Origin of the sequence: Roseovarius sp. PS-C2 (genome assembly GCF_018862045.1) — a bacterium.
In the GTDB taxonomy this organism is placed as follows: domain Bacteria; phylum Pseudomonadota; class Alphaproteobacteria; order Rhodobacterales; family Rhodobacteraceae; genus Roseovarius.
The window spans coordinates 97198-118593 of sequence record NZ_JAHKSQ010000009.1 but is presented as its reverse complement, the minus strand read 5'-3'; the positions used below and the strand labels follow the sequence as shown (position 1 = coordinate 118593).

The window sequence follows — 21396 nt, the reverse complement described above, 5'->3', positions numbered from 1 at the left end:
CCTGTCAGGTTGAATTACGAGGTTTGCGCGGCTTTGAGTTCCAGACGGCGGCGGTGCAACACGGGCTCGGTATAGCCCGAAGGTTGCTCGCGACCCTTGAAGACCAGATCGCAGGCCGCCTGGAAGGCGATACCGTCAAATCCGGGCGCCATGGGCCGATAGCCGGGATCGTCTGCGTTCTGCCGATCCACCACTTGCGCCATCTTCTGCATTGCGGCCATGACCTCTTGTTCGCTGATCACGCCGTGGTGCAGCCAGTTGGCGATATGCTGAGAACTGATGCGGCAGGTTGCACGGTCTTCCATCAAGCCCACATCGTTGATGTCGGGCACCTTCGAGCATCCGACCCCCTGATCGATCCAGCGCACGACATAGCCAAGGATACCCTGGGCGTTGTTCTCGACCTCTTTCACGATCTGGTCTTTCGACCATTTCCGGTAGCTGGCGACGGGAATATCGAGAAGCGTATCGACAAAGGCCCGCCGCCCGCCAGCCCTGAGCTTGTCCTGAACGGCAAAGACATCGACCTTGTGATAGTGCAGCGCATGCAGCGTGGCCGCCGTGGGCGAAGGCACCCAGGCGCAGTTGGCGCCGGATTTCGGGTGTTCGATCTTCTGCTCCATCATGGCGGCCATCATGTCGGGCATGGCCCACATGCCCTTGCCGATCTGCGCCTTGCCCGAAAGCCCGCATTCCAGCCCGATATCGACATTCTGGTTTTCATACCCGCCGATCCATGCCTTGCGCTTGATGAAATCCTTGCGGCTGAAGGGGCCGGCTTCCATGCTGGTGTGGATCTCGTCGCCCGTCCGGTCAAGGAAGCCGGTGTTGATGAAGGCCACGCGATGCCTGGCGGCGCGGATGCATTCCTTGAGGTTGACGGATGTGCGGCGCTCTTCGTCCATCACGCCGATCTTCACGGTATATTGCGGCAGGCCGAGGAATTTTTCCACCTGGGTGAAAATCTCGTCGGTAAACCCCACTTCCTCGGGGCCGTGCATCTTGGGTTTGACGATATAGATCGACCCGTGCACCGAGTTGCCGCTGTCGCGCCTGAGGTCGTGCATGCCGATCAGCGTGGTGATCGCGGCATCCATCAGCCCCTCGGGAATTTCATTGCCCTGCGCGTCCAGAATGGCGGGGTTGGTCATCAGGTGGCCCACGTTGCGCACCCACATCAATGCCCGGCCCTTGAGGGTCAGATCGCTGCCGTCGGGGGCGGTATAGTGGCGGTCCTCGTTCAGGCGGCGGGTGATGGTCTTGCCGCCCTTGTCGAGCGTCGCCTCGAGATTGCCCTGCATCAGGCCCAGCCAGTTGGCATAGGCCTGAACCTTGTCCTCGGCATCGACACAGGCGACGGAATCCTCGCAATCCATGATGGCCGAGACGGCGCTTTCGATCTGCACATCGGCCAGAAGCGCCTGATCGCGGCAGCCGATGAAATGCGCACGGTCGAAGATCAGTTCCACATGCAGGCCGTGGTTGCGCAGCAGGATGGCATCGGGGGCCTTGGGGTTTCCGCGATAGCCCACGAATTTTTCAGGCTCGGCCAAGGGACAATCGTCTACCAGAAGCGCCCCGTCCTGGACGTAATAGCGGCGCACGTCGGCATGGCTGGTGCCCACCAGAGGAAAGGCCTCGTCCAGGAACACCCGCGCACGGGCCACCACGCGCGCGCCGCGGCCCCGGTCATAGCCGCCTTTGGGCGGGGTCGTGCCCATCGCGTCGGTGCCGTAAAGGCAGTCATACAGGCTTCCCCAGCGGGCGTTCGCCGCATTGAGCGCATATCGTGCATTGGTGATCGGCACGACGAGCTGCGGCCCCGGCACAAGCGCGATTTCGGGGTCCACATTCGATGTCTCGATCTCGAAATCCGGGCCTTCCCCGACCAGATAGCCGATGTCGCTGAGAAACTGCTTATAGGCCTCGTGGTCATGCGCCTGATTGCGGTGGCGGATATGCCAATCGTCGATCTGATCCTGCAATTCCTGACGCCGCTCAAGGAAGGCCTTGTTCTTCGGGGCCATTTCCTCGACGAGCGCGGCAAAGCCCGACCAGAAATCATCAGCCGATACATCCGTGCCGGGCAGGGCTTGCTCATCTACAAAGCGGGCCAGTGGCCCGGCCACCTGAAGGCTGTGCTTTTCGATGCGTTGCGCCATGTCGGAGTCCTCCATTGCTGGTCTGGTCAGGCATACAGTCGTATTCTGATTTCCCCGTTATTTAACCCCAGAGTTTCCGATCGGCAACAAAATTGGTTAAAATTTATTACCAATGTGTCGAGTGGGGGAAATGGAACAGGGCGGCCACTTTGGTGACCGCCCTGTTCTGTCGTGAGTGGTAGCGTCCCCGTTCAGGAGGTGATTGCCGTCGGAGCGACGACTTGTTCCATCAGGTCGTTGTTCCATTCGCCCTCGACCGAGATATGGGCCGTCGCGCCAAGATTTACCGCCTCGATCAGGTTGTGGTTCACATAGGCGTAGATGCCGGGTTGCAGGAACTCATAGATTGCCGCCGCCGCCGATCCTCCGCGCACGAACCATGTTTCGAGATCGCGCAAGGGGGCATTGTTGAACTTGCCCTCTTCCCAAACGAGGTCACCATGTCCGCCTATCAGATGCGGACGCGTGTCGCGGTTGGCCTGACTGTGAATGAAAAGAACCTTCTCGCCCACCTTGGCGGTCAACGCCTTCTCGTCGGTCAGCGCGCCGACCGCGCCGTTGAAGACAACATGCGTCGGGATCAAGCCGTTCATCAGCGTTTCGGTTTCGGGGTAGCTTTCCCCGAGATCGGCAAATCGCTTGTAATCGCCATTGTCGTCGCGCGGGATGTAGAAATCCTGCTCTCCGATATAGTAGACGCGATCATAGGACACTCTCGTCCCGTTATGGTCCCTCAGCCCGTTGCGCGGCAGCACCATGACGGCGCCATTCATGCCCGAGACCACATGCCAGGGGATCATCGGACCGCCCGGCGCACAGTGATAGACGAAGGTTCCGGGGCGCGTCGCTTTCCACCGCAAAACGGTCATTTCGCCCGGCGCGACATGGGTCAGCGCGCCACCGCCCATGGCTCCGGTGGCCGAATGGAAATCAATGTTGTGCGGCATCATGTTGCTCGCCGGGTTGATCAGTGTCAGTTCCACATAGTCGCCTTCATGCACCACCATGAGAGGGCCCGGCATGGAGCCGTCGAAGGTCATGGCCTGAACGTAGGCGTCATTGTCGATCTGCATTTCCTGTTCGACAATCGTCATGGTGAATTCGACAATCCGCGGCTCTTCGGGGGCCGCCTGTTCGTGCGCGTGCACAAAGGGCGGGCGCACCAACTCGCGCTTGATGCGCTTGAGGTTGGACAGGTCGAGTGGAACGGCGAGAGGCGTCATCGCCTCTTCGGCGCGGGTTGCGCGGGCCAGAAGCGGTGAGGCGGCTGCGCCAGCGACACCAAGCAGAGCGGCTCTTCGGGTAAGCATCAGAACTCTCCTTTTCGTTCTCCGATGTTCTTGCGGAAAGACTAACGAAAAGGCGGCTGGCCTTCTTTGCGGATCAGCAATCTTCGATCCGGTTTTCGTGCCGGGGCTGACGGTGTTTCGCCAACCCCGGCCAGCAGCGTCATGCGCGGCCGGGGGCACGCGAGGGGCGGCGCGGCTGGACCCGTGGCTGAACGAGCCACGGCAGAAGCCGCCGCAGCGCCATGCCAAAGCCCAGGGTCCACAGCGCGGCGGCAAGGTGGATGCCGTCAATACCGGGAAAGACATCGGACGACCCGGCGATCCGGGCCAGCGCTGCGCCGGCAATCGCCACGAAGGCGAAATTCAGGATCGGGCCCGAGACCAGCTCGCGCCCCGTGTGGCCGAGCGTGGCCCGCATCATCACGGCAAGCGTCATGCCTCCGATCGCCCCGATCCCCAGCAGGTGCGACGGTGTTGCCTGTTCCGCCAGCCCGAAAGCGGCCAGCGATGCGGCGGCAAGGCCAAGCGGGATGAAGGCATAAGAGATGTGGAGCATGGTCAGCAGCGGCGATCCGAGCGTGAAAATACCCAACCAGCGCAGCAGCCGCAGAAGGTGCAGCCCCGCCGCAACGGCCAGCGCAATCCCCGTGACCTCGGTCTGAGGCGCGATTGTCCAAAGCGCCAGAGCGCCCGCCCCCACGATCAACGAAACGGCATCGAATATACCAAAAGGCGCAGGCCGTCCCGGCGATCCCGTCCTAGCCAGCCAGTTGCGCGTAAAGCTCGGGGTGATCCGCCCGCCGATCAGGGTAATCAGAAAGACCAGCGTGGCAATACCCGCACGTTCTGCGTAAGCGGCTGCACCATATTGCATCGACTCGACGTGATGCATCGCGTTTGCGCCCATGAGCAGCGTCACAGGGACAAGAACCTTGAGATTCCGCCAGTTGCGACCAGCCACGATTTCCCTCGCAACCATCGCCGCCACGGCTGCCAGAAAGGCGACATCGACCCCCATGACGGCGGTCGGCGGCAGGCCCAGGACACCCGCACAGGCCAACCGGCCAAAGATCCAGAGCGCCAGAAGTGTCATCAAGGGCCAGCCACGGGTCGGCATACGGCCCGTCCAGTTCGGCACGGCGGTAAACAAAAATCCCGCGACCACGGCGGCACCGTAACCGAACAGCATTTCATGTACGTGCCAGGAAACCGGCGCAAGATGTCCATTCAGTGGGATCGTGCCGCGCCAGATCAACAGCCAGACCGGCACGACGCCGAGGGCATAGGCCGTCGCGACAAGAAAGAATGGACGGAAGCCATACGAAAACAGCGCCGGGCCATCATACGCGGAACGGGTCATCACGGTCTCCTTCGGAAGGCAGATGGAAGAAGGGCGGCGCCACCTCCGGGCACCGCCCCGCGAAACGGTCTAGTTGACCTGGGCGAACAGCGCGTCGAAATGCTTGGCGGCTTTGCCGGGCTGTTTCTGGTCCTTGGCGCTGGCCAGGTTGCCGGCCTCTCCGACCTGGATCAGGGCCACCATGCCCATCCCGTAATGCGGGGTGCATTTCACACCGTATACGCCTTCGGCATCCACCTGCAGCTCGAACTCGGTGTTGTAGTCGGATTTGAAAGCCTCGACCCCGTCGGGAAGCATGCCGCCGATGGACTCGACATTATGGCCTTTGTCGGTCGGCACGAAGCGGATCGTGTCGCCGGGCTGCGCCTCGATAAAGTCGGGCTGGAATACCATCACCCCGGCTTCACCGCGGTTGAGCAGTTCGACCTCGAATGTCTCGGCAGCGGCGCTTGTCGCCATCAGGGCCAGCGCTGCGGTTGCCATCGCATATTTGAACATCGGATTTTCCTTTCCCGTTAATCCGGTTGTCTTTGACGGTCCCGATATGCGATGCCTGACCTTCATGAACGTTGCCCTTTGACAAACTTCGGATCGTTTCGTGGCAAAGCTCGACGAAAGCCTTTTGACCGGATTGCCGCCCTTCAGCCAATTGGAGCGGCCACAGGTGCGCGCCATTCTCGACGAGGCGACCTCGCGCCGGTACGACGAAGGCAAGGCGATCTTCCGCGAAGGGTTCGACGCGGATCATTTCTTTCTTTTGCTCGACGGATTCGTTCGCGTGTCGCGCGCCACGGAAACCGGCGAACAGGTGATCGTTTTGCACATCTCACCCGGTCAGTTGTTCGGCATTGCCCGTGCGCTTCAGCGCGAGACCTATCCGGCCACGGCGATTGCCGCCGCCGAGTCGATCGTCCTGAGCTGGCCCATGAGACTGTGGGCCCCGTTCATCGACAGCTATCCGAGCTTTGCCGCCGAAAGCTACAAGACCGTCGGCCTCCGGCTCGGCGAAATTCAGGCCTCGCTCACCGAAATGGCCACCAAGGCGGTCGAACAGCGCGTGGCCGCCACGGTTCTGCGTATGGCGAACCAGAGCGGGCGCAAGACCGACGACGGTATCGAGATCGCATTCCCCGTCACACGCGAGAACATCGCCGACATGACCGGAACGACCCTGCACACGGTCAGCCGCCTGCTGTCGGGCTGGCAAAAGCAAGGGATCGTGAAATCGACCCGGAAACACGTCGTCGTGACGGACCCCCACCGGCTTGTGGTGCTCAGCCAAAGCAATAGCTGAGCCCGGATCGTCACTGCGTCTCCAGGGCAGCGCGGCGAAGTTCAGCACGAAAGGCCGCCTCGTCCAGGTCGTATTCTTCGCAGGCATCGACCACCGTATGAAACGGCGCAATCGGGCATCCCGGACACAGCATTCCATGATCGAGGAACGGCAACGACGCGCGTGGCCAATAATGGAAAAGATCGGTCAACGGCAGATCGGGATCGTCTATGTCGGGGCGCTTCATATGTCTCTCCTGCATCATCCGCAGTTTGCGCCATCTCATGACGCATGACTTTGCGGGATCGCAAAGTCGGATCGGGATGGAACTGGCAATGTGTATCCATGAAACAGATGCAACGCCTCGAATCCCTCGGTCTCTTCGATTCCAGGGTGCCCCGCTACACCTCGTACCCGACCGCGCCGGTATTCACCACGCAGACGGGCAGCCCGTTCCAGCAAGAGCAACTGTCCGGCCTCGACCCGGCACAGCCGGTTTCGGTCTATATCCATATCCCGTTTTGTGAGCGGCTCTGCTGGTTCTGCGCTTGCCGCACGCAGGGGACCAAAACGCTTGGCCCCGTGGAAAGCTACCTGGAAACATTGGAGAGCGAACTGGCCCTGATGCGCGACACCTTGCCGGAGGGCATTCGGATGGGACGCCTGCACTGGGGCGGGGGCACGCCGACGATCCTGCCCCCCGACATGATTCAACGCCTGGCCGGAGCCGTGAAAGCCGTCATCCCGCCAACCGAGGACTGGGAATTCTCGGTCGAGATCGACCCGACCATGGTGGACCGGGCCAAGATCGCCGCGCTGGCCGATGAGGGCATGAACCGGGCTTCGATCGGGATTCAGGATTTCGACCCGCTTGTGCAGGCCTCGATCGGACGAATTCAGCCCTTCGATGTTACGCGCACCTGTGTGAATGATCTGCGCGACGCGGGGATACGCTCGCTCAATGCCGATCTGGTCTATGGGTTGCCCCACCAGACCGAGGCACGCCTGGTCGATACGGTGCACAAAGTTCTGGACCTCGCCCCGGATCGGATCGCGTTGTTCGGCTATGCCCACGTGCCCTGGATGTCGAAACGGCAGAAGCTGATCGACGAACTGTCCCTGCCTGGCGAACGCGCCCGTTACGGATTGGCCGAAACCGCGGCGGAACTGTTTACCGATGCCGGGTTCGCCGCCATCGGGATCGACCATTTCGCCCGCAGCGATGACGAACTGTGCCGCGCCGCCCGGTCCGGCCGGCTCCGGCGCAACTTTCAGGGCTATACCGCCGACGATTGCCCGGTGCTGATCGGGCTCGGTGCCTCGTCGATTTCGCGACTGCCGGGCGGCTATGTCCAGAATGCGCCCGCCACGGCGGCCTATGCACAACGCATCGCGGCGGGTGAGCTTGCCGGATCGCGCGGCCATGTCCTGTCCGAGGACGACCGCCTGCGCGCCCGCGCGATCGAGATGCTGATGTGCGACCTGACGCTGAACATCCCGGCGCTTTTCTTCGAGTTCGGCCCCGCTGTGGACCGCCTTCAACCGATCCACCGGCAGGTCGCGGCGCGGTTCGATGAGTTCGTTTCACTTGACGATGACGCCTTGTCGATACGCCACGAGGGAAAGCCCCTGACCCGAATAATCGCCAGCGCCTATGACGCCTACAGCGATATTGGCGCGGTTTATAGTCAGGCGTCGTAGCGGGGTGTCGCTTTGTGTGTCGGCGGCTCGCTAGGGTCGATGGTTGACACCTGTCAACTCGGGCTCAGCCGGGGCATCCGCGCCGGAGGCATATAGCAAAACTGCGGAGGTTTCCGCTTGAGAACCTGACAGGACCTTCGAGACTGGCCGGACGGGCAGGGATCGGGTGTTATCCCCGCCTTAAAGGTAAGGTTTCGGGAGCTTGAATATGGCGGTGAACCTTTGCGCCAGTCCCGGATCGCCGGTGATCTGCACGCCAACGGTCTCGGGGGGGGCATCGCCGTAGAAGACGGCTGCGAGGGGCGGTGCGGCGGGGGCCTTGAAGAGGAGGTCGGGCGTTTCGGTTTCGCCCCGTGTCACCGGCAGCGTGCCTTTCGTCAGCCGGGCCGTGAACCGGGCGGTGCCGATGAGAAAGACGACCTCTGCCTCCATGCCCTGCGCCGCCTCGGAATCAAGCATCGTTCGTAGCGACAGCATGAAGGAAACGGGGGACAGGGGCAGGGTCGGGTCGTGCAAGGGTGAGGCCGCGGCCCATCGGCCCAGTTCCTGAATGACCGGTTCCGCGGCATAGCCCCATTCGGTCAGGCCGTAGAGCTGTGCAGGTGCGGGTTCGGGTGCGGTCGAGCGCAGGACCACACCGTTTGCCTCGAGCCCGGCAAGCCGTTCGGTCAGCACCTTGGCACTGATCCCCGGCAGGTTTGCGCGAATGTCGCTGAAGCGTCGCGGCCCGAACATCAACTCGCGCACGATCAGCAGTGACCAGCGCTCCCCCAAAAGCTCGAGGCCGAAGGCCGTGCCGCAGGCATCGCCGTACCAGCGGCCATGGGGGTTTTTCGCCGGTTTGGTTTCTTTTTGTAACTTCATGGTTGCTTTTTATAATCTCATTCTCGTAGCCTGTCCATATCGACGACGCGACTCAGGAGGAAACGCGATGTCACAGATGATCTTCATAAACCTGCCGGTGGCAGACCTCGAGCGTTCCATTGCGTTCTACGAGGCGATCGGTTTCACCAAGGACCCGAAATTCACCAATCACCTCGCGGCGAGCATGGTCTTGTCGGAGGAGATCCGGGTGATGTTGCTGACCCATGAATTCTGGTCGAGCTTCACCGACCGGCGCCGGGTGGACCCCGCGACCGAGGCGCAGGTGCTGCTGTGTATCAGCCGAGCGGACCGTGAGGCGGTGGATGCCATCACCGACGCCGCCGTGGCTGCGGGCGGCGCGGGCGATCCTTGTCCGGTGCAGGAGCACGGGTTCATGTACGGGCGCAGCTTTGCCGATCCCGACGGACATATCTGGGAGCCCATGTGGATGAGCGCCGAGGCGGTCGAGAAGGGGCCGGCGGAGATGTCCCATGCCGGTTAAGGCGGACGCCCCGATCACGATCACCGCCTTTGACTGGGTGCCGGATTTCGCCAAGGGGCAGGTGCGTGACCTGCGTGTTCGCTGGGCGCTGGAAGAGGTCGGTCAGGATTATGCCGTTCGCTGTCTACCGCAGGGGCAGCAGAAGGAGGCCGCGCACCGTGCCCTGCAACCGTTCGGGCAGGTGCCAACCTACGAAGAGGGCGACCTGACGTTGTTCGAAAGCGGCGCTATCGTCTGGCATATCGCCGAGCGGTTTCCCGGCCTCATGCCCGAGGAGACCGCCGGGCGGGCGCGGGCGCTCGAATGGCTTTTTGCCGCGCTCAACACGCTGGAGCCGCCAATCATGGAGCGCGCCACGGCGACGATCTTCGAGGCCACCGAACCCTGGTCGGCGCGGCGTTTGCCGGGGATCGACGCGCGGATCGCGGAACGGTTGCAGGAGGCTTCGGATCGGCTTGGGGCGGCGGAGTGGTTCACGGGCCGCTTCAGCGCGGGCGATCTGATGATGGTCAGCGTTCTTCGGGCCATCGAAGGCGAAGGGCTGATCGAGACCTTTCCCAATCTCGCCGACTATGTCGCGCGGGGCACCGAACGGCCCGCCTTTCAGAGAGCACTGGCCGCGCAGATGGCCGGTTTCACGGGTAACCCGCCGCCCGGTTTCGACGCATGGATGGCGGAGCTTCAAGCCACAAAAGGAGAGACGACATGACCTATATTGCCGGATTCCTCACCCCCGTCCCGAACGGGAACAAGGAGGCGTATATCGAAAGCGCCCGCAAGGCCTGGCCGCTTTTCAGGGAGTACGGAGCCCTGCAGATCATGGAAACCTGGGGCGATCAGATCCCCGAAGGCAAACACACCGATTTCAATCGCGCGGTGGCCCTGGAGGAGGGTGAATCGGTCTGTTTTTCGTGGATGATCTGGCCGGACAAGGAAACGCATGACAAGTGCGGCGCCAGCATGCAGACCGACCCGCGCTGGCAGGAGATGGACATGCCCTTCGATGGCAAGCGCATGATGTGGGGCGGCTTTACCCCGATATTCGAGGACAGTGCCTGAACTGTGATCAATGCAAGGGCTGCAGTTTTGACAGGGTGCCGGACGGGTCCCGTAGCTACCCGCGTGATACCCCGATGCACCGTCCCGACCGCCCTTTGAAAGGAGAAAGACGATGACGAAACGAAAGGCCGCCGTGTTCCTCTGGTTCGATACCGAGGCCGAAGCGGCGGCGGAGTTCTATGCCGCCACCTTCCCGGACAGCCATGTGGACAACGTGATCCGCGTGCCCGAAGGAGCGCCGAGCGCGCCAGCCGGGACCGTTCAGGTGGTCGAGATGACCCTTCTCGGCCTGCCGTATGCGCTGCTCAATGCCGGTCCGCATGTGCAACCCAACGATGCCTATTCGTTGCAGGTCTATACCGAGGACCAGGCCGAGACGGACCGGCTCTGGGATGCCATCGTGGGTAATGGCGGAGAGCCCATCATGTGCGGCTGGTGCAAGGATCGCTGGGGCTATCGCTGGCAGATCACCCCGCGCATTCTGATGGAGGCGCTGTCGCACCCGGACCGGGACGCCTCGGCACGCGCGCAGGCCGCGATGATGGAGATGCAGAAAATCGACATCGCGGGCATCGAGGCGGCCTTGCAGGGCGCGACCTGACACGCGGGGCGAGGGGGCGCTTCGGTGTCTACCGCCCTGCGGAAATGTCCAGGATCGCCCCGCTGACATAGGAGGCAGCATCGGACAGCAGCCATTTCACCGCTTCGGCGACTTCGTCGGCGGTGCCGATCCGGCCGAGGGGCACGTCTTTTGCCTTGGTTTGCAGGCGGTCGGCGAGACCGGCGGCAGCGTGGATTTCCGTGTCGATCAGCCCCGGTGCGACGGCGTTGACGCGGATGCCGTCGCCGCCCAGCTCCTTGGCGAAGCCGACCGTCATGGAATTGATCGCACCTTTGGACGCGGCATACTGTATCCATTCGTTCCCGCCACCAAGGGCGGCGGCGCGGCTGGACATCATGACGATTGCACCGCCCGATCCGCCATGCGCCGTTGACATGGCGCGGGTCGCGGCCTGCACGGTCATGCCCGCGCCGGTGACGTTCACGTCCAGAACCCGGCGGAGCGTTTCGGGGGGCAGGGTTTCGAAGCGGCCTGCCGGGCCGGTGATGCCCGCATTGGCAAAAACGCCGGTCGGGCGGCCGAATTCGCGTTCACAGCCTTTGAACAGGTCTTTGATGGCGGCCATGTCGGTGACATCGCCCTTGACGGCGAGGGCGCGGCCCCCTTCGGCGCTGACACGAGCGGTCAGATCCTGCGCCGCCCGATCGTTCGATGCGTAGGAGAAGGCGACGGGCCGTCCGGCGCGGGTCAGGGCCAGCACCGTCGCCGCGCCAATGCCCCGGCTGCCGCCGGTGACGACAACCGGGCCGGTGTCAGAATGCGACATTCCCGCCCCCCTTGAGCTCCAGCATGTCGCGGGCTTCGTCCGGGGTTGCGACCTCGAGGCTGAGGCCCGCGAGAAGTTCGCGCGCCTTGCGGACCTGATCGGCGTTGCTTTGTGCCAGCTTGCCCGGTGAAATCCACAGCGAGTCCTCGAGCCCCACGCGAATGTTGCCGCCCTGGGCCGCGGCTTGTGCGGCCACGGCCATCTGGTTGCGCCCGGCCCCGAGCACGGACCAGATGTAATCGTCGCCGAACAGGCGATCCGCCGTGCGTCTCATGTGAGAGACATCTTCGGGGTGGGCGCCGATGCCGCCGAGTAGGCCGAAAACCGTTTGCACGAGGAACGGCGCCTTGACGAGGCCGCGATCGACGAAATGCGCAAGGTTGTAGAGGTGGCTTGTATCGTAGCATTCGAACTCGAAGCGGGTGCCGTTCGCATTGCCGGTTTTCAGGATATGTTCGATATCCGCGAATGTGTTCTTGAAGACCAGATCGCGGCTGTTTTCCAGATGCTGGCGTTCCCAGTCGTGCTGAAACTCCTTGAAGCGGTTCAGCATGGGGTAGAGGCCAAAGTTCATCGACCCCATGTTGAGCGACGCGACCTCGGGTTTGAGTTCGGCAGCGGGGCGCATGCGTTCCTCAACGCTCATGTGCGGGCTGCCGCCGGTGGTCAGGTTCAACACGGCGCCGGTCGCCTGCTTCAGTTGCGGCAGGAAGGCGCGAAATGCTTCGGGGTCCTGCGTGGGGCGGCCATTTTCAGGGTCGCGCGCGTGCAGGTGCAGGATGGTTGCGCCCGCCTCGGCGGCGGCAAGGCTGTCGGTGATGATCTGCTCGGGCGTGACCGGCAGGTGCGGGGACATCGAAGGGGTGTGAATGGCGCCAGTGACGGCACAGCTGATGATGACCTTGCGGTTGGATTTGGGCATCGGGGCCTCCGGGGTTGTTCAGGTGTTTGTTTTGGGCTGTCCGAGATGTTTCATCAGGGCCACCAGGCGGCTGTCGCGCTCGGCCTGGGCCTGGGGAATCCGATCCAGCGGGAGCATTGCGCGGCATGACTTTTCGATCCGGTCAAGCGTGTCGCCCGTCCAGTCGCGGGTTTCGCGCTGTCCGGCGGCAATGGTTTCGAACATTGCGCCATAGCGGGCGACATAATCGCGGACGCCGCCGGGGGCGTTCAGGTCGATCGTTTCAAAGGGGCCAAGCAGCGCCCAACGGGGGGCAAGCCCGTCGCGCAGGCCGGTATCGACATCCTCGGGCGAGGCGATGCCGTCCGCGACGAGGCGGAAGGCCTCTTGCAGCAGGGCACCTTGCAGGCGGTTCATGATGAAACCGTCGATTTCGCGCGTCATCCGAATGGGCTTCTGGCCGATTTGCTCCATCAGCGCGGCGCAGCGTTCGACCGCCTCGGGATCGGTCCAGGGGGCCGGCACGATCTCGACCGCCGGGATCAGGCTGGGCGGGTTGATCGGGTGGGCGACAAGGCAGCGGTTGCGCCCGGTCAGGTGTTCGGTGAAGGCCGAGGGCAGGAGCGCCGAGGTGGAACTGGCCAGGATGGCATCCGGCGGGGCCGCTGCGTCGAGCTGTGCGAAAACCTGCTTTTTGATGTCCAGCTTTTCGGGGACGTTTTCCTGCACATGGGCGGCCCCGGACAGGGCGCTTTCCAGGGTGTCCGCAATGCTGACGCGCTGCACGATGTCGTGGGCCGTCTGACCGTTCAGCATGTCGGCCTCTTCCAGTTCGGAGGCGAGGTTGGCCAACGTGTCCTTTGCCTGCCCGGCGGCGGCGGTGTTCTGATCGTAGAGGGCCACGGTGCAGCCCCCCCGCGCAAAGGCCACGGCCCAGGCACAGCCGATCAGCCCGCTGCCGATGATGGCGGTTTTCGTCGATTGTGTCATCACAGGGTCTCCACGCCGGCGCAGACGCTCAGCGCCTGTCCGGTGATGTTGCTGCCACCGGGGGTGTTGAGGAACAGGCACATCGCCGCGATGTCATCCGGGCTGACCATGCGGCGAAGGGCGACTTTTTCGAGGTTGCGTTCGCGCATTTCCTCGTAAGTCAGGCCCAGCCGTTCGGCGCGGGCATTGATGACCCGGTCGATCCGGGGGCCTTCGACGATCCCCGGCAGGATGGCATTGGCCCGCACGCCCTGCGGTCCCAGTTCGGAGGCGAGGCTTTTCGCGAGCCCCACCACACCCCATTTCGAGGCGGCATAGGGTGTCCGGTAGGCAAAGGGCAGGCGGCCCGCCACCGAGGCGATGCCGATGAAGCTGCCGCGGCTTGCGATCAGGTCTTCGGAGGCAAAGCGCGCGGCAAGGTAGGCCCCCCTCAGGTTGATATCGAGGGTCTTGTCCCAGTCTTCGGCGCTGATATCGCTGATCGGGCCGGTCGGCCCCTCGACGCCGGCATTGGCCACTACCACGTCAAGACCGCCAAGGGTTTCACGGGCCTCGCCGAACAGGTCGCGCGTCGCGTCTTCGTTTGCGGCGTCGGCGACGGTGCCGGTGATCCTGTCAGAGCATGTGGCGCTGACGGCGGCGGCATCCACATCCGAAATATGGACCCGTGCGCCGACGGCTGCGAAACCTTCGGCGATGGATTTGCCGATCCCGGCGGCGCCTGCGGTCACGAGGACGCGCAGCCCGGAGGGCGGTGTGAGGGTGGCCGGGGCTGTCATTGTGTCATGTCCTTCATCGCGTTCGTTCAATGTTTCTCGCCCGAGGCGAGAAACGCACGGATATCATGGGCGGCGGTCTGGATGTCATCGACGATCGCGGCGCGTACCGCCTTGGCATCGCCTTTGGTCAGGGCGGTCATGACCGCATCGTGAAAGCCCTGCGATGTCGCCATATGGTCGCGGTCGGGGACGCATGTCCGGATCGACGGGCCGACGATCAGCCAGAGGCGTTCGATCATGCTGAGCAAAAGCGGCCAGCCCGACATCTTGTAGATTTCGGCGTGATATGTGGCGTTGGCCTTGAGATACCTGTCTGCATCGCCGCTGTCGGCGGCGGCGGTCAGGTCGTCGTTCAGCTTGCCGATCCGGGACAGCGAGTCAGCGGTTATCTGTTCGGCGGCCCGTTCGGCGGCCATGCCTTCCAGGTCGGTTCGGATGGCGGTGATTTCGTCGAAATCTTCGGGGGTGAGGAGCCTGAGACGGAGTGTCCTGCTGGTCGTGAGCTCCAACGCGCCTTCGGTGGTCAGGCGGGTCAGCGCCTCGCGGACGGGCATGGCGCTGACGCCGAGCTCGGTGGCAAGGCTGCGGCTGGAGAGTGTTTCACCCGGCCTGAACACCCCCGTCATGATGTCGTTGCGGAGATTGTCGTAAATCTGCTGTTGCAGACTGTCGCGCCTCAGGGTGGCAGCCTTGAAGGTCAGGCGAGTCTCGGAAACGTCTTGCATATTGTTTTTCTATGGTTATCGTTGATCTGCGATCTCAGATTGCAGCGTAGGGCCGAGGAAGTCAAGTGAACCCCGCAATCGACGATCGCGATGCACCCGGATTTTCCGGGAGGGATAAAGGGAGGAATATTATGAAATTAAAGGCAACTTTACTGGCTGCGCTGACCGCGGTGGCCACCGTTCCGGCGCAGGCCGAAACGTTGGATGTCGCAAGCACCTTTCCAAAGAATCTGACGTTTCTTGGTGAAGGGGCCGAAGTTCTGGCCAAGAACATCGAGACCGCGACCAGCGGCGAGGTCAAGCTGCGCGTTCATGGCGCTGGCGACCTGGTTCCGGCGCTGGAGGTGCTGAACCAGGTGAGTTCGGGCGCGATTCCGGCGGGCTGGGATTATGTCGGGTACTGGGGCGGTACGATCCCGGTGGCCTCGCTGGCGGGCTCCATGCCGTTCGGCCCCGGCCCCGATCTGTTTGTCGGCTGGATGTGGGAAGGGGGCGGGCTTGAAATCGTCCAGAAGGCCTATGATCCGCTGAACATCAAGCTGTTGCCCTGTCACGTGACGGCGCCCGAGCCGGGCGGCTGGTTCAACAAGGAAATCAACAGCGTGGAAGACCTCAAGGGGCTTCGTATGCGGATTTCCGGCATGGGCGGCCAGGTTCTCAACAAGCTGGGCGTTTCAACGCAGTTGATTCCGGGCGGGGAGCTGTACGTGGCTCTGGAACGTGGCCGTATCGACGCGACGGAATTCTCGCTGCCGGTCGTGGACAAGGCCCTCGGGTTCTCGGAGATCGCGAAATACTACTATTTCCCCGGCTGGCATCAGCCCGCGAGCTGGAACTCGCTGATCATGAACATGGATGTCTGGAACGGCTTTGACGAGCAGACCCAGGACCAGATCATGATGGCCTGCCGTGCGACGGTGAACTGGTCGCTTGCAGCCGCACCTGCCCCGCAGGGCGCTGTCATCGAAGAGTTCCGCGCGCAGGGCGTCGAGACCAAGCGGTTCCCGGACGACGTGCTTGAAGCGCTGAGGGCTGCCGCGAACGAGGTTCTGGAAGAGCAGGCCGCGAACGACGAGATTTTTGCCGAGGCATACGCATCCATTCAGGATTACCTTGCCAAGGCCGAAATCTGGTCGAACCTGCAGACAATCCCCGCACCTTCGGAGTGATTGCCAGATGACCCGGCGTTCCACTTTGGAGCGGGTCGGCCATGCGCTTGTCGAGGCAAGCGCATGGCCCGGTCGTATCGCGGCCTGGCTGCTCCTGCCGATGATCGCGCTGGTATTACTGGCTGTCGTCGGCTCGTTGATGAAATGGGGCCAGATCGCCAGCTGGGATGCGGATATTCTGCTTTTCGGCTCTGAACTGACCCTGACGGGGCTGGCTGAATTGCAGTGGCATTTTCAGGCGGTCATCGTGATGCTGGGTATGTCCTATGCGCTGTCGCGCAATGCGCATGTTCAGGTCGACATGCTGTCGGCACGATTTTCGCCGCGTGTCAGCGCCGGGGTCAATCTGGTTTGCGATGTCCTGTTTCTCATGCCGTTCTGCATCATCATCGGCTGGCTGAGCCTGGGCTTTGTCGAGTTTGCCTACAACACCGGCGAGCAATCGGATTACGGCGGGCTGACCGACAGGTATCTGGTCAAGGCCATCCTGCCGATCGGCTTTGTCTTTCTGGGTCTGGCGGGGATCGGGCGAATTCTGATGCATCTTGGCGAATTGTTTGCGCGCGGAGACCGACAGCATGACTGAATACATTTTGCCGATCGCGATGGTGCTGATGCTCGTCGGCGGCATTTTCACGGGGTATCCCGTTGCGCTGGTTCTGGCCGGTGTGGGGATACTTTTCACGTTCATCGGCGATGTGCCGCTGATCTTTCTCAATACGATTTCATCGCGGATATTTACCGGCACCCTGACGAACTGGCTGATGATGGCCGTGCCGTTGTTCGTCTTCATGGGGCTGATGCTGGAAAAGTCCAATATCGCCAGGAACCTGCTGCTCGCGCTCGAACGCCTGTTCGCGCAGCGCCCCGGCGGGCTGGCCCTGTCGGTGACGATCGTCGGTGTCGTGATGGCCGCGAGCACCGGGATCATCGGGGCCTCGGTGGTCATGCTGGGGCTGATGGCCTTGCCGGTCATGCTGAAACAGAAATATTCCATGCGGCTCGCGGCCGGCACGATCTGCTCGGCGGGGACGCTCGGCATTCTTATCCCGCCCTCGATCATGCTGGTGCTGGTCGGGGATATCCTGCAGATCTCCATCGGGGATTTGTTCATGGGGGCGGTGATCCCCGGCCTGATCCTCGGTGGGCTCTATGCGCTTTATATTCTCGTCACCACGCATATCGACCCGTCCATCGCGCCTCCGAGCGAACGCGGGGAAAAGGTTTCGACGCTGGAGGCGCTGGCCGTTCTGGTCAAGCACCTGATCGCCCCGGTGCTTCTGATCCTCGGTGTGCTGGGGTCCATTGTCGCGGGTGTCGCGACACCGACCGAAGCGGCGGCCATCGGCGCCCTCGGGGCCACGATCCTGGCGGCGGTGATGCGGCAACTGACGTGGAAGAACCTTGTGGACTGCGTTCAGGAGACAGCGCTGACAACGGCCATGATCCTGACCGTGGCCATCGGCGCAACCGTGTTCAGCGCGATCTTCAAGCGTGTCGGCGGCGATTACATGATCGAAGACGCGGTCATGGCGATTGCATCGGGGCCCTATCAGACGCTGTTCCTGATCATGGCGCTGATCTTTGTCCTGGGGTTTTTCCTCGAGTGGATCGAGATCAGTTATGTGGTGCTGCCGCTGTTCGCGCCGGTCATCGCGGGGCTGGATTTCGGGTTCGAGAATTCCGCTATCACGCTGACGTGGTTTGCCGTTCTGGTTGCGGTGAACCTGCAGACATCCTTCCTGACCCCGCCTTTCGGGTATGCCCTGTTCTACCTGCGCGGCATCGCGCCGCCGGAGCTGGGCATCCGCGATATCTATGCCGGGATCGTTCCTTTCGTTCTGATCCAGATTCTGGGGCTTTTGCTGTGCATTCTGTTCCCGGCACTGGTGCTCTGGCTGCCGGGCGTGACCGTCAACTGAGGGGGTTCGCATGAGTGATCTTTTCGATCTGACGGGACGGTGCGTTGTCATCACGGGCGGGACGAGCGGCATCGGATTGTCCGCTGCCCAGGCCTTTCTGGAGGCCGGGGCACGGGTGACGATCTCGGGGCGTTCCGAAGACCGCGGTGAGGCGGCGCTTGGGGGTCTCGCGGACAAGGGTGATGTCTGGTTCTGTGCCGCCGACGCATCGGACGAGGCCGACGCCGAGAGGCTGGCCGAAACGGCCAGGGCACATATGGGCGGTGTCGATACGATTGTTTGCGCTGCCGGGATAAACCGGCGGGGCCCGCCGCAGGATCTGAGCCTCGAGGACTGGGATGCCGTTCTGGATGCAAACCTGCGCGGCACCTTCGTGACGGCACGGGCCTTTTATCCGCAGCTTTGCCAGTCGGGGGATGGGCGGATCGTCACCATCGGGTCGATGATGTCGGTTCTGGCCAACGATATGACAGCGCCCTACGCCGCGGCAAAGGGCGGTGTCGTTCAGCTTACCCGCAGTCTGGCGGCGGCATGGGCCAAGGATGGAATCCGGGCGAACTGCGTTCTTCCGGGGTGGGTGGACACGGCGCTGACCCGGCAGGCGCGGCTGGACATGCCCGATCTGGATGCGCGCGTTCGGGACAGAACCCCGCTTGGCCGATGGGCGGAGCCGCAGGACATTGCCGGAACCATCCTGTTTCTGAGCACGGCTGCCTCGCGCTTTGTGACCGGTACGGCGATCCCGGTGGATGGCGGGTTTGTGATGCGGGCGTAACGCCTGCCCTTGAAATGGAAGGGAAATCGAATGAGCGAACGCACCTCAAGACTGTCCGGGTTTGCAACCCTCAGCCGTGAAAAACGGCTCGAAATCCTGTCGGACTGGATTGACGAGGGCGACGGAGCGACCGGCGCATTGGACCGGCTGGACGCCTTGCCTGACGATCTGGTGGACAGGATGATCGAAAACGCCATCGGTGTCATGCCGGTGCCTCTCGGGCTGGCCACGAACATGATCGTGGATGGCGAGGATGTGCTGATTCCGATGGCGACCGAGGAAAGCTCGGTCATCGCGGCGGTGTGCAATACGGCGCGGCGCTGTCGCTCGACCGGCGGGTTTCGTACGTCATATGCTGGCTCGCTGACCATTGCGCAAATCCAGCTTCTGGATGTGGCCGATCCGCATCGGGCGCGTCTCGAGATTTTGCGCCGGGTCGATGAGATCAGGGCGTTCTGCGACGATATCGACCCGGTGCTTGTCGAGCTTGGCGGTGGGTTTCAGGATGTGGATGTTCGCCTGCTGAACGGGCGCAAGGGCACCGTCATGGTCGTGCATCTGATCGTGGATACCCGCGATGCCATGGGGGCAAATGCCGTGAACACCATGGCCGAGCGGCTGGCCCCGGTTCTGGCGGACTGGGTCGGGGGGCGGTCCTTGTTGCGCATCCTGTCCAACCTTGCCGACCGCCGCATCGTCAGGGCCGAGGCCGTCTGGCCCGCAGACGAGATCGGCGGCCTGGAGGTGGTGGAGACGATGCTGGAGGCGGCGGATTTCGCCGTGATCGACCCGTATCGTGCCGCGACGCATAACAAGGGCATCATGAACGGTGTGTCCGCCGTCGTGCTGGCAACCGGCAACGACACCCGCGCCATCGAGGCCGGCGCCCACGCATTCGCGGCGCAATCCGGGCAGTACGGCCCGCTGACCCGGTGGGAAAAGACCGCGAATGGCGATCTGGCGGGGTCGATCGAGGTTCCCTTGTCGCTGGGGATCGTGGGCGGGGCCACGCGTATTCACCCCGTTGCGCAGCTTGCCTTGAAGATCATGGGCGCGGACAGCGCCGAGAAACTGTCGCGCATGGTGGCGGCGGTCGGGCTGGCGCAGAATTTCGGCGCGTTGCGGGCCCTGGCGACGGACGGCATCCAGAAGGGGCACATGGCGTTGCATGCCCAGAATATCGCGATCACGGCCGGTGCGGCAGGTGACGAGATTGCCCGGATTGCCGAAGCGATGAAGGCCAGCGGTGACATTAACGAACGCACTGCAACGCGGCTGCTGAGGGAGTTGCGGGGGTGAACTGGCATGCGCTGTCCCGCCCTCTGCTCGCCAATTTCAGGAAAGTGATGTTCCATGCTCACAGGTGACATCGTCAGTTTTCATTGTCCGACACGGTTGCATTTCGGGCATGGCGCACTGGCTGCGGTGACGCGGATCGTGACCGGGGCGGGATGGTCGCGGGTGATGATGGTCGTCGACCCGGCGCTTGTCGGCGGGGTGGCTTACAAGCGATTGATTGACGATTTGTCGGGGGCCGGTGTCGGGTTCTGCGAATTCTCGGGTGTCGATCCCGAACCCAAGGATATCAATGTCGACGGAGCGTTCGATGTGCTGAACGCCGCAGGGGCCGATGCCGTCATCGCCCTTGGCGGAGGAAGCGCGATTGATGTGGCCAAGGCGGTGGCCATAGTCGCCACGAATGGCGGGTGTATCGCGGATTACGAAGGGGTCGATGCCTTCGATGTCGCGCCCCTGCCATTGATCGCGATCCCGTCGACGGCGGGAACGGGTTCGGAGGTGTCAGGGGCGGCGGTCATCACCGATACGGCCCGAAATGTGAAAATGGCGATCCGCCATGCCCGGTTCGGTCCTGCGGTTCATGCCGTTCTCGACCCGAAGGTGGTGGCGACGGTTCCGGGCCATGTTGCGGTTCATGCCGGGGTCGACGCCTTTGTCCATGCTTTTGAATCCTACCTGTCGAAACTGGCGAACCCGTTCACGGACGCATGGAACCTGAGGGCCATGCGGGTCCTGTCGGGGAACATTCGCCCCTATGTCGCGAACCGGGAAAATGCCGATGCGGCGCTGAACATGCTGTGCGGGGCCTCCATGGCGGCCATGTCCTTTGGCACGACCGGAACCGGGAACGTGCATTGCATGGCGATGGCGATTGGCGGGCTTTACCCGGTGCCTCACGGGTTGGCGAATGCCGCCTGCCTGCCGCATGTCGCGCGGTTCAATTTCATCGCCGCGCCGGGCAGGTACGCGCAGGTCGCCGAGGCGATGGGCGAGGATGTGCGCGACTGTGACGAGCTGACCGCCGGGCGCAGGGCCATCAGCGCCATCGAGGCCCTTTGCGATGATCTGGGCGTGCCATCGCGCCTGAGAGATATTGGTGTCGAAAAGGCGGCCCTGCCCGAGATCGCAGAGCGTTGCCATGCACTGAACTATAACCGTTGGAACCCGCGCCACACCACGCAGCAGGAGTTCCTGACCCTTTTGCAGACGGCCTATTGAATGCGTACCCGAACCGGCAG

23 protein-coding genes are annotated in these 21396 nt (G+C 62.9%); 12 read left to right on the top strand and 11 right to left on the bottom strand.

Features of this window, described 5'->3' with window-relative positions; all coding sequences use genetic code 11:
• Positions 1–14 precede the first annotated feature (14 nt).
• The 4 genes from KPG71_RS16335 to KPG71_RS16320 form a co-directional block, all read right to left on the bottom strand.
• The gene (locus KPG71_RS16335) at positions 15–2162 is read right to left on the bottom strand and encodes a malate synthase G (RefSeq protein WP_216339273.1); all 2148 of its coding nucleotides are present in this window, start codon (positions 2160–2162) and stop codon (positions 15–17) included.
• Between the two features lie 191 nt (positions 2163–2353).
• Entirely contained in the window at positions 2354–3472 is a 1119-nt protein-coding gene (nirK, locus tag KPG71_RS16330; protein WP_216339271.1) for a copper-containing nitrite reductase, read from the bottom strand.
• A gap of 139 nt (positions 3473–3611) precedes the next feature.
• Positions 3612–4811 (bottom strand): NnrS family protein, encoded by a 1200-nt coding sequence (locus KPG71_RS16325; protein ID WP_216339269.1) that lies wholly within the window; start codon positions 4809–4811, stop codon positions 3612–3614.
• Positions 4812–4880: 69 nt separating this feature from the next.
• Positions 4881–5309, bottom strand: coding sequence for a pseudoazurin (locus tag KPG71_RS16320; RefSeq protein WP_216339267.1), 429 nt, complete (start codon positions 5307–5309; stop codon positions 4881–4883).
• 100 nt (positions 5310–5409) lie between these two features.
• Here KPG71_RS16320 and KPG71_RS16315 point away from each other — a divergent pair, with 100 nt between their 5' ends.
• Positions 5410–6105 carry a Crp/Fnr family transcriptional regulator gene (locus tag KPG71_RS16315; RefSeq protein ID WP_216339265.1) on the top strand — a complete coding sequence of 232 codons (696 nt, stop codon included), beginning with the start codon at positions 5410–5412 and terminating at the stop codon, positions 6103–6105.
• 10 nt (positions 6106–6115) lie between these two features.
• Here the strand turns inward: KPG71_RS16315 and KPG71_RS16310 are convergent, their stop codons facing one another.
• Positions 6116–6331, bottom strand: a complete 216-nt coding sequence (locus KPG71_RS16310) for a hypothetical protein (protein WP_216339263.1) — start codon at positions 6329–6331, stop codon at positions 6116–6118.
• A 98-nt stretch (positions 6332–6429) separates the two neighbouring features.
• Here KPG71_RS16310 and hemN point away from each other — a divergent pair, with 98 nt between their 5' ends.
• A complete protein-coding gene (hemN, locus tag KPG71_RS16305; protein WP_216339260.1) occupies positions 6430–7785 on the top strand; it encodes an oxygen-independent coproporphyrinogen III oxidase in 1356 nt (451 codons plus the stop codon).
• Between the two features lie 180 nt (positions 7786–7965).
• On the opposite strand, the gene KPG71_RS16300 is transcribed toward hemN, so the two are convergent.
• Positions 7966–8649 (bottom strand): helix-turn-helix domain-containing protein, encoded by a 684-nt coding sequence (locus KPG71_RS16300; protein WP_216339258.1) that lies wholly within the window; start codon positions 8647–8649, stop codon positions 7966–7968.
• Positions 8650–8716: 67 nt separating this feature from the next.
• On the opposite strand from KPG71_RS16300, the gene KPG71_RS16295 reads away from it, so the two are divergent.
• From KPG71_RS16295 to KPG71_RS16280, 4 genes are all read left to right on the top strand, one after another.
• Complete coding sequence (locus KPG71_RS16295) at positions 8717–9151, top strand: VOC family protein (RefSeq protein ID WP_216339256.1); 435 nt, start codon at positions 8717–8719, stop codon at positions 9149–9151.
• On the top strand, positions 9141–9860 hold the full coding sequence (locus KPG71_RS16290; protein ID WP_216339254.1) for a glutathione S-transferase family protein: 720 nt from the start codon (positions 9141–9143) through the stop codon (positions 9858–9860). Before KPG71_RS16295 ends, KPG71_RS16290 begins: the two co-directional genes overlap by 11 nt.
• Entirely contained in the window at positions 9857–10210 is a 354-nt protein-coding gene (locus tag KPG71_RS16285) for a DUF1428 domain-containing protein (RefSeq protein ID WP_216339252.1), read from the top strand. Before KPG71_RS16290 ends, KPG71_RS16285 begins: the two co-directional genes overlap by 4 nt.
• 112 nt (positions 10211–10322) lie before the next feature.
• Positions 10323–10811 carry a VOC family protein gene (locus tag KPG71_RS16280; protein WP_216339250.1) on the top strand — a complete coding sequence of 163 codons (489 nt, stop codon included), beginning with the start codon at positions 10323–10325 and terminating at the stop codon, positions 10809–10811.
• 28 nt (positions 10812–10839) lie between these two features.
• Here KPG71_RS16280 and KPG71_RS16275 read toward each other — a convergent pair whose 3' ends face one another.
• From KPG71_RS16275 to KPG71_RS16255, 5 genes are read right to left on the bottom strand one after another with little or no spacing between them, the layout of a single operon-like run.
• Complete coding sequence (locus KPG71_RS16275; protein WP_216339248.1) at positions 10840–11598, bottom strand: SDR family oxidoreductase; 759 nt, start codon at positions 11596–11598, stop codon at positions 10840–10842.
• On the bottom strand, positions 11585–12520 hold the full coding sequence (locus KPG71_RS16270) for a 3-keto-5-aminohexanoate cleavage protein (protein WP_216339246.1): 936 nt from the start codon (positions 12518–12520) through the stop codon (positions 11585–11587). The genes KPG71_RS16275 and KPG71_RS16270 overlap by 14 nt, the downstream gene beginning before the upstream one ends.
• Before the next feature lie 18 nt (positions 12521–12538).
• On the bottom strand, positions 12539–13489 hold the full coding sequence (locus KPG71_RS16265) for a 3-hydroxyacyl-CoA dehydrogenase (RefSeq protein WP_216339244.1): 951 nt from the start codon (positions 13487–13489) through the stop codon (positions 12539–12541).
• On the bottom strand, positions 13489–14268 hold the full coding sequence (locus tag KPG71_RS16260; protein ID WP_216339242.1) for an SDR family oxidoreductase: 780 nt from the start codon (positions 14266–14268) through the stop codon (positions 13489–13491). The genes KPG71_RS16265 and KPG71_RS16260 overlap by 1 nt, the downstream gene beginning before the upstream one ends.
• A 26-nt stretch (positions 14269–14294) precedes the next feature.
• Entirely contained in the window at positions 14295–14993 is a 699-nt protein-coding gene (locus KPG71_RS16255) for a GntR family transcriptional regulator (RefSeq protein WP_216339241.1), read from the bottom strand.
• 131 nt (positions 14994–15124) lie between these two features.
• Here KPG71_RS16255 and KPG71_RS16250 point away from each other — a divergent pair, with 131 nt between their 5' ends.
• Genes KPG71_RS16250 through KPG71_RS16225 form a run of 6 tightly spaced genes read left to right on the top strand, consistent with a single transcriptional unit; the run spans position 15125 to position 21376 of the window.
• The gene (locus KPG71_RS16250) at positions 15125–16162 is read left to right on the top strand and encodes a TRAP transporter substrate-binding protein (RefSeq protein ID WP_216339239.1); all 1038 of its coding nucleotides are present in this window, start codon (positions 15125–15127) and stop codon (positions 16160–16162) included.
• 7 nt (positions 16163–16169) lie between these two features.
• Positions 16170–16748 (top strand): TRAP transporter small permease subunit, encoded by a 579-nt coding sequence (locus KPG71_RS16245; protein WP_216339237.1) that lies wholly within the window; start codon positions 16170–16172, stop codon positions 16746–16748.
• On the top strand, positions 16741–18084 hold the full coding sequence (locus KPG71_RS16240; RefSeq protein ID WP_216339235.1) for a TRAP transporter large permease subunit: 1344 nt from the start codon (positions 16741–16743) through the stop codon (positions 18082–18084). Before KPG71_RS16245 ends, KPG71_RS16240 begins: the two co-directional genes overlap by 8 nt.
• A 10-nt stretch (positions 18085–18094) precedes the next feature.
• Positions 18095–18859 carry an SDR family NAD(P)-dependent oxidoreductase gene (locus KPG71_RS16235; RefSeq protein WP_216339233.1) on the top strand — a complete coding sequence of 255 codons (765 nt, stop codon included), beginning with the start codon at positions 18095–18097 and terminating at the stop codon, positions 18857–18859.
• 30 nt (positions 18860–18889) lie between these two features.
• Positions 18890–20158 carry a hydroxymethylglutaryl-CoA reductase, degradative gene (locus KPG71_RS16230; RefSeq protein ID WP_216339231.1) on the top strand — a complete coding sequence of 423 codons (1269 nt, stop codon included), beginning with the start codon at positions 18890–18892 and terminating at the stop codon, positions 20156–20158.
• Between the two features lie 54 nt (positions 20159–20212).
• Positions 20213–21376: an iron-containing alcohol dehydrogenase gene (locus tag KPG71_RS16225; RefSeq protein ID WP_216339229.1), complete on the top strand. Its 1164-nt coding sequence runs from the start codon at positions 20213–20215 to the stop codon at positions 21374–21376.
• The last annotated feature ends 20 nt before the right edge of the window (positions 21377–21396 follow it).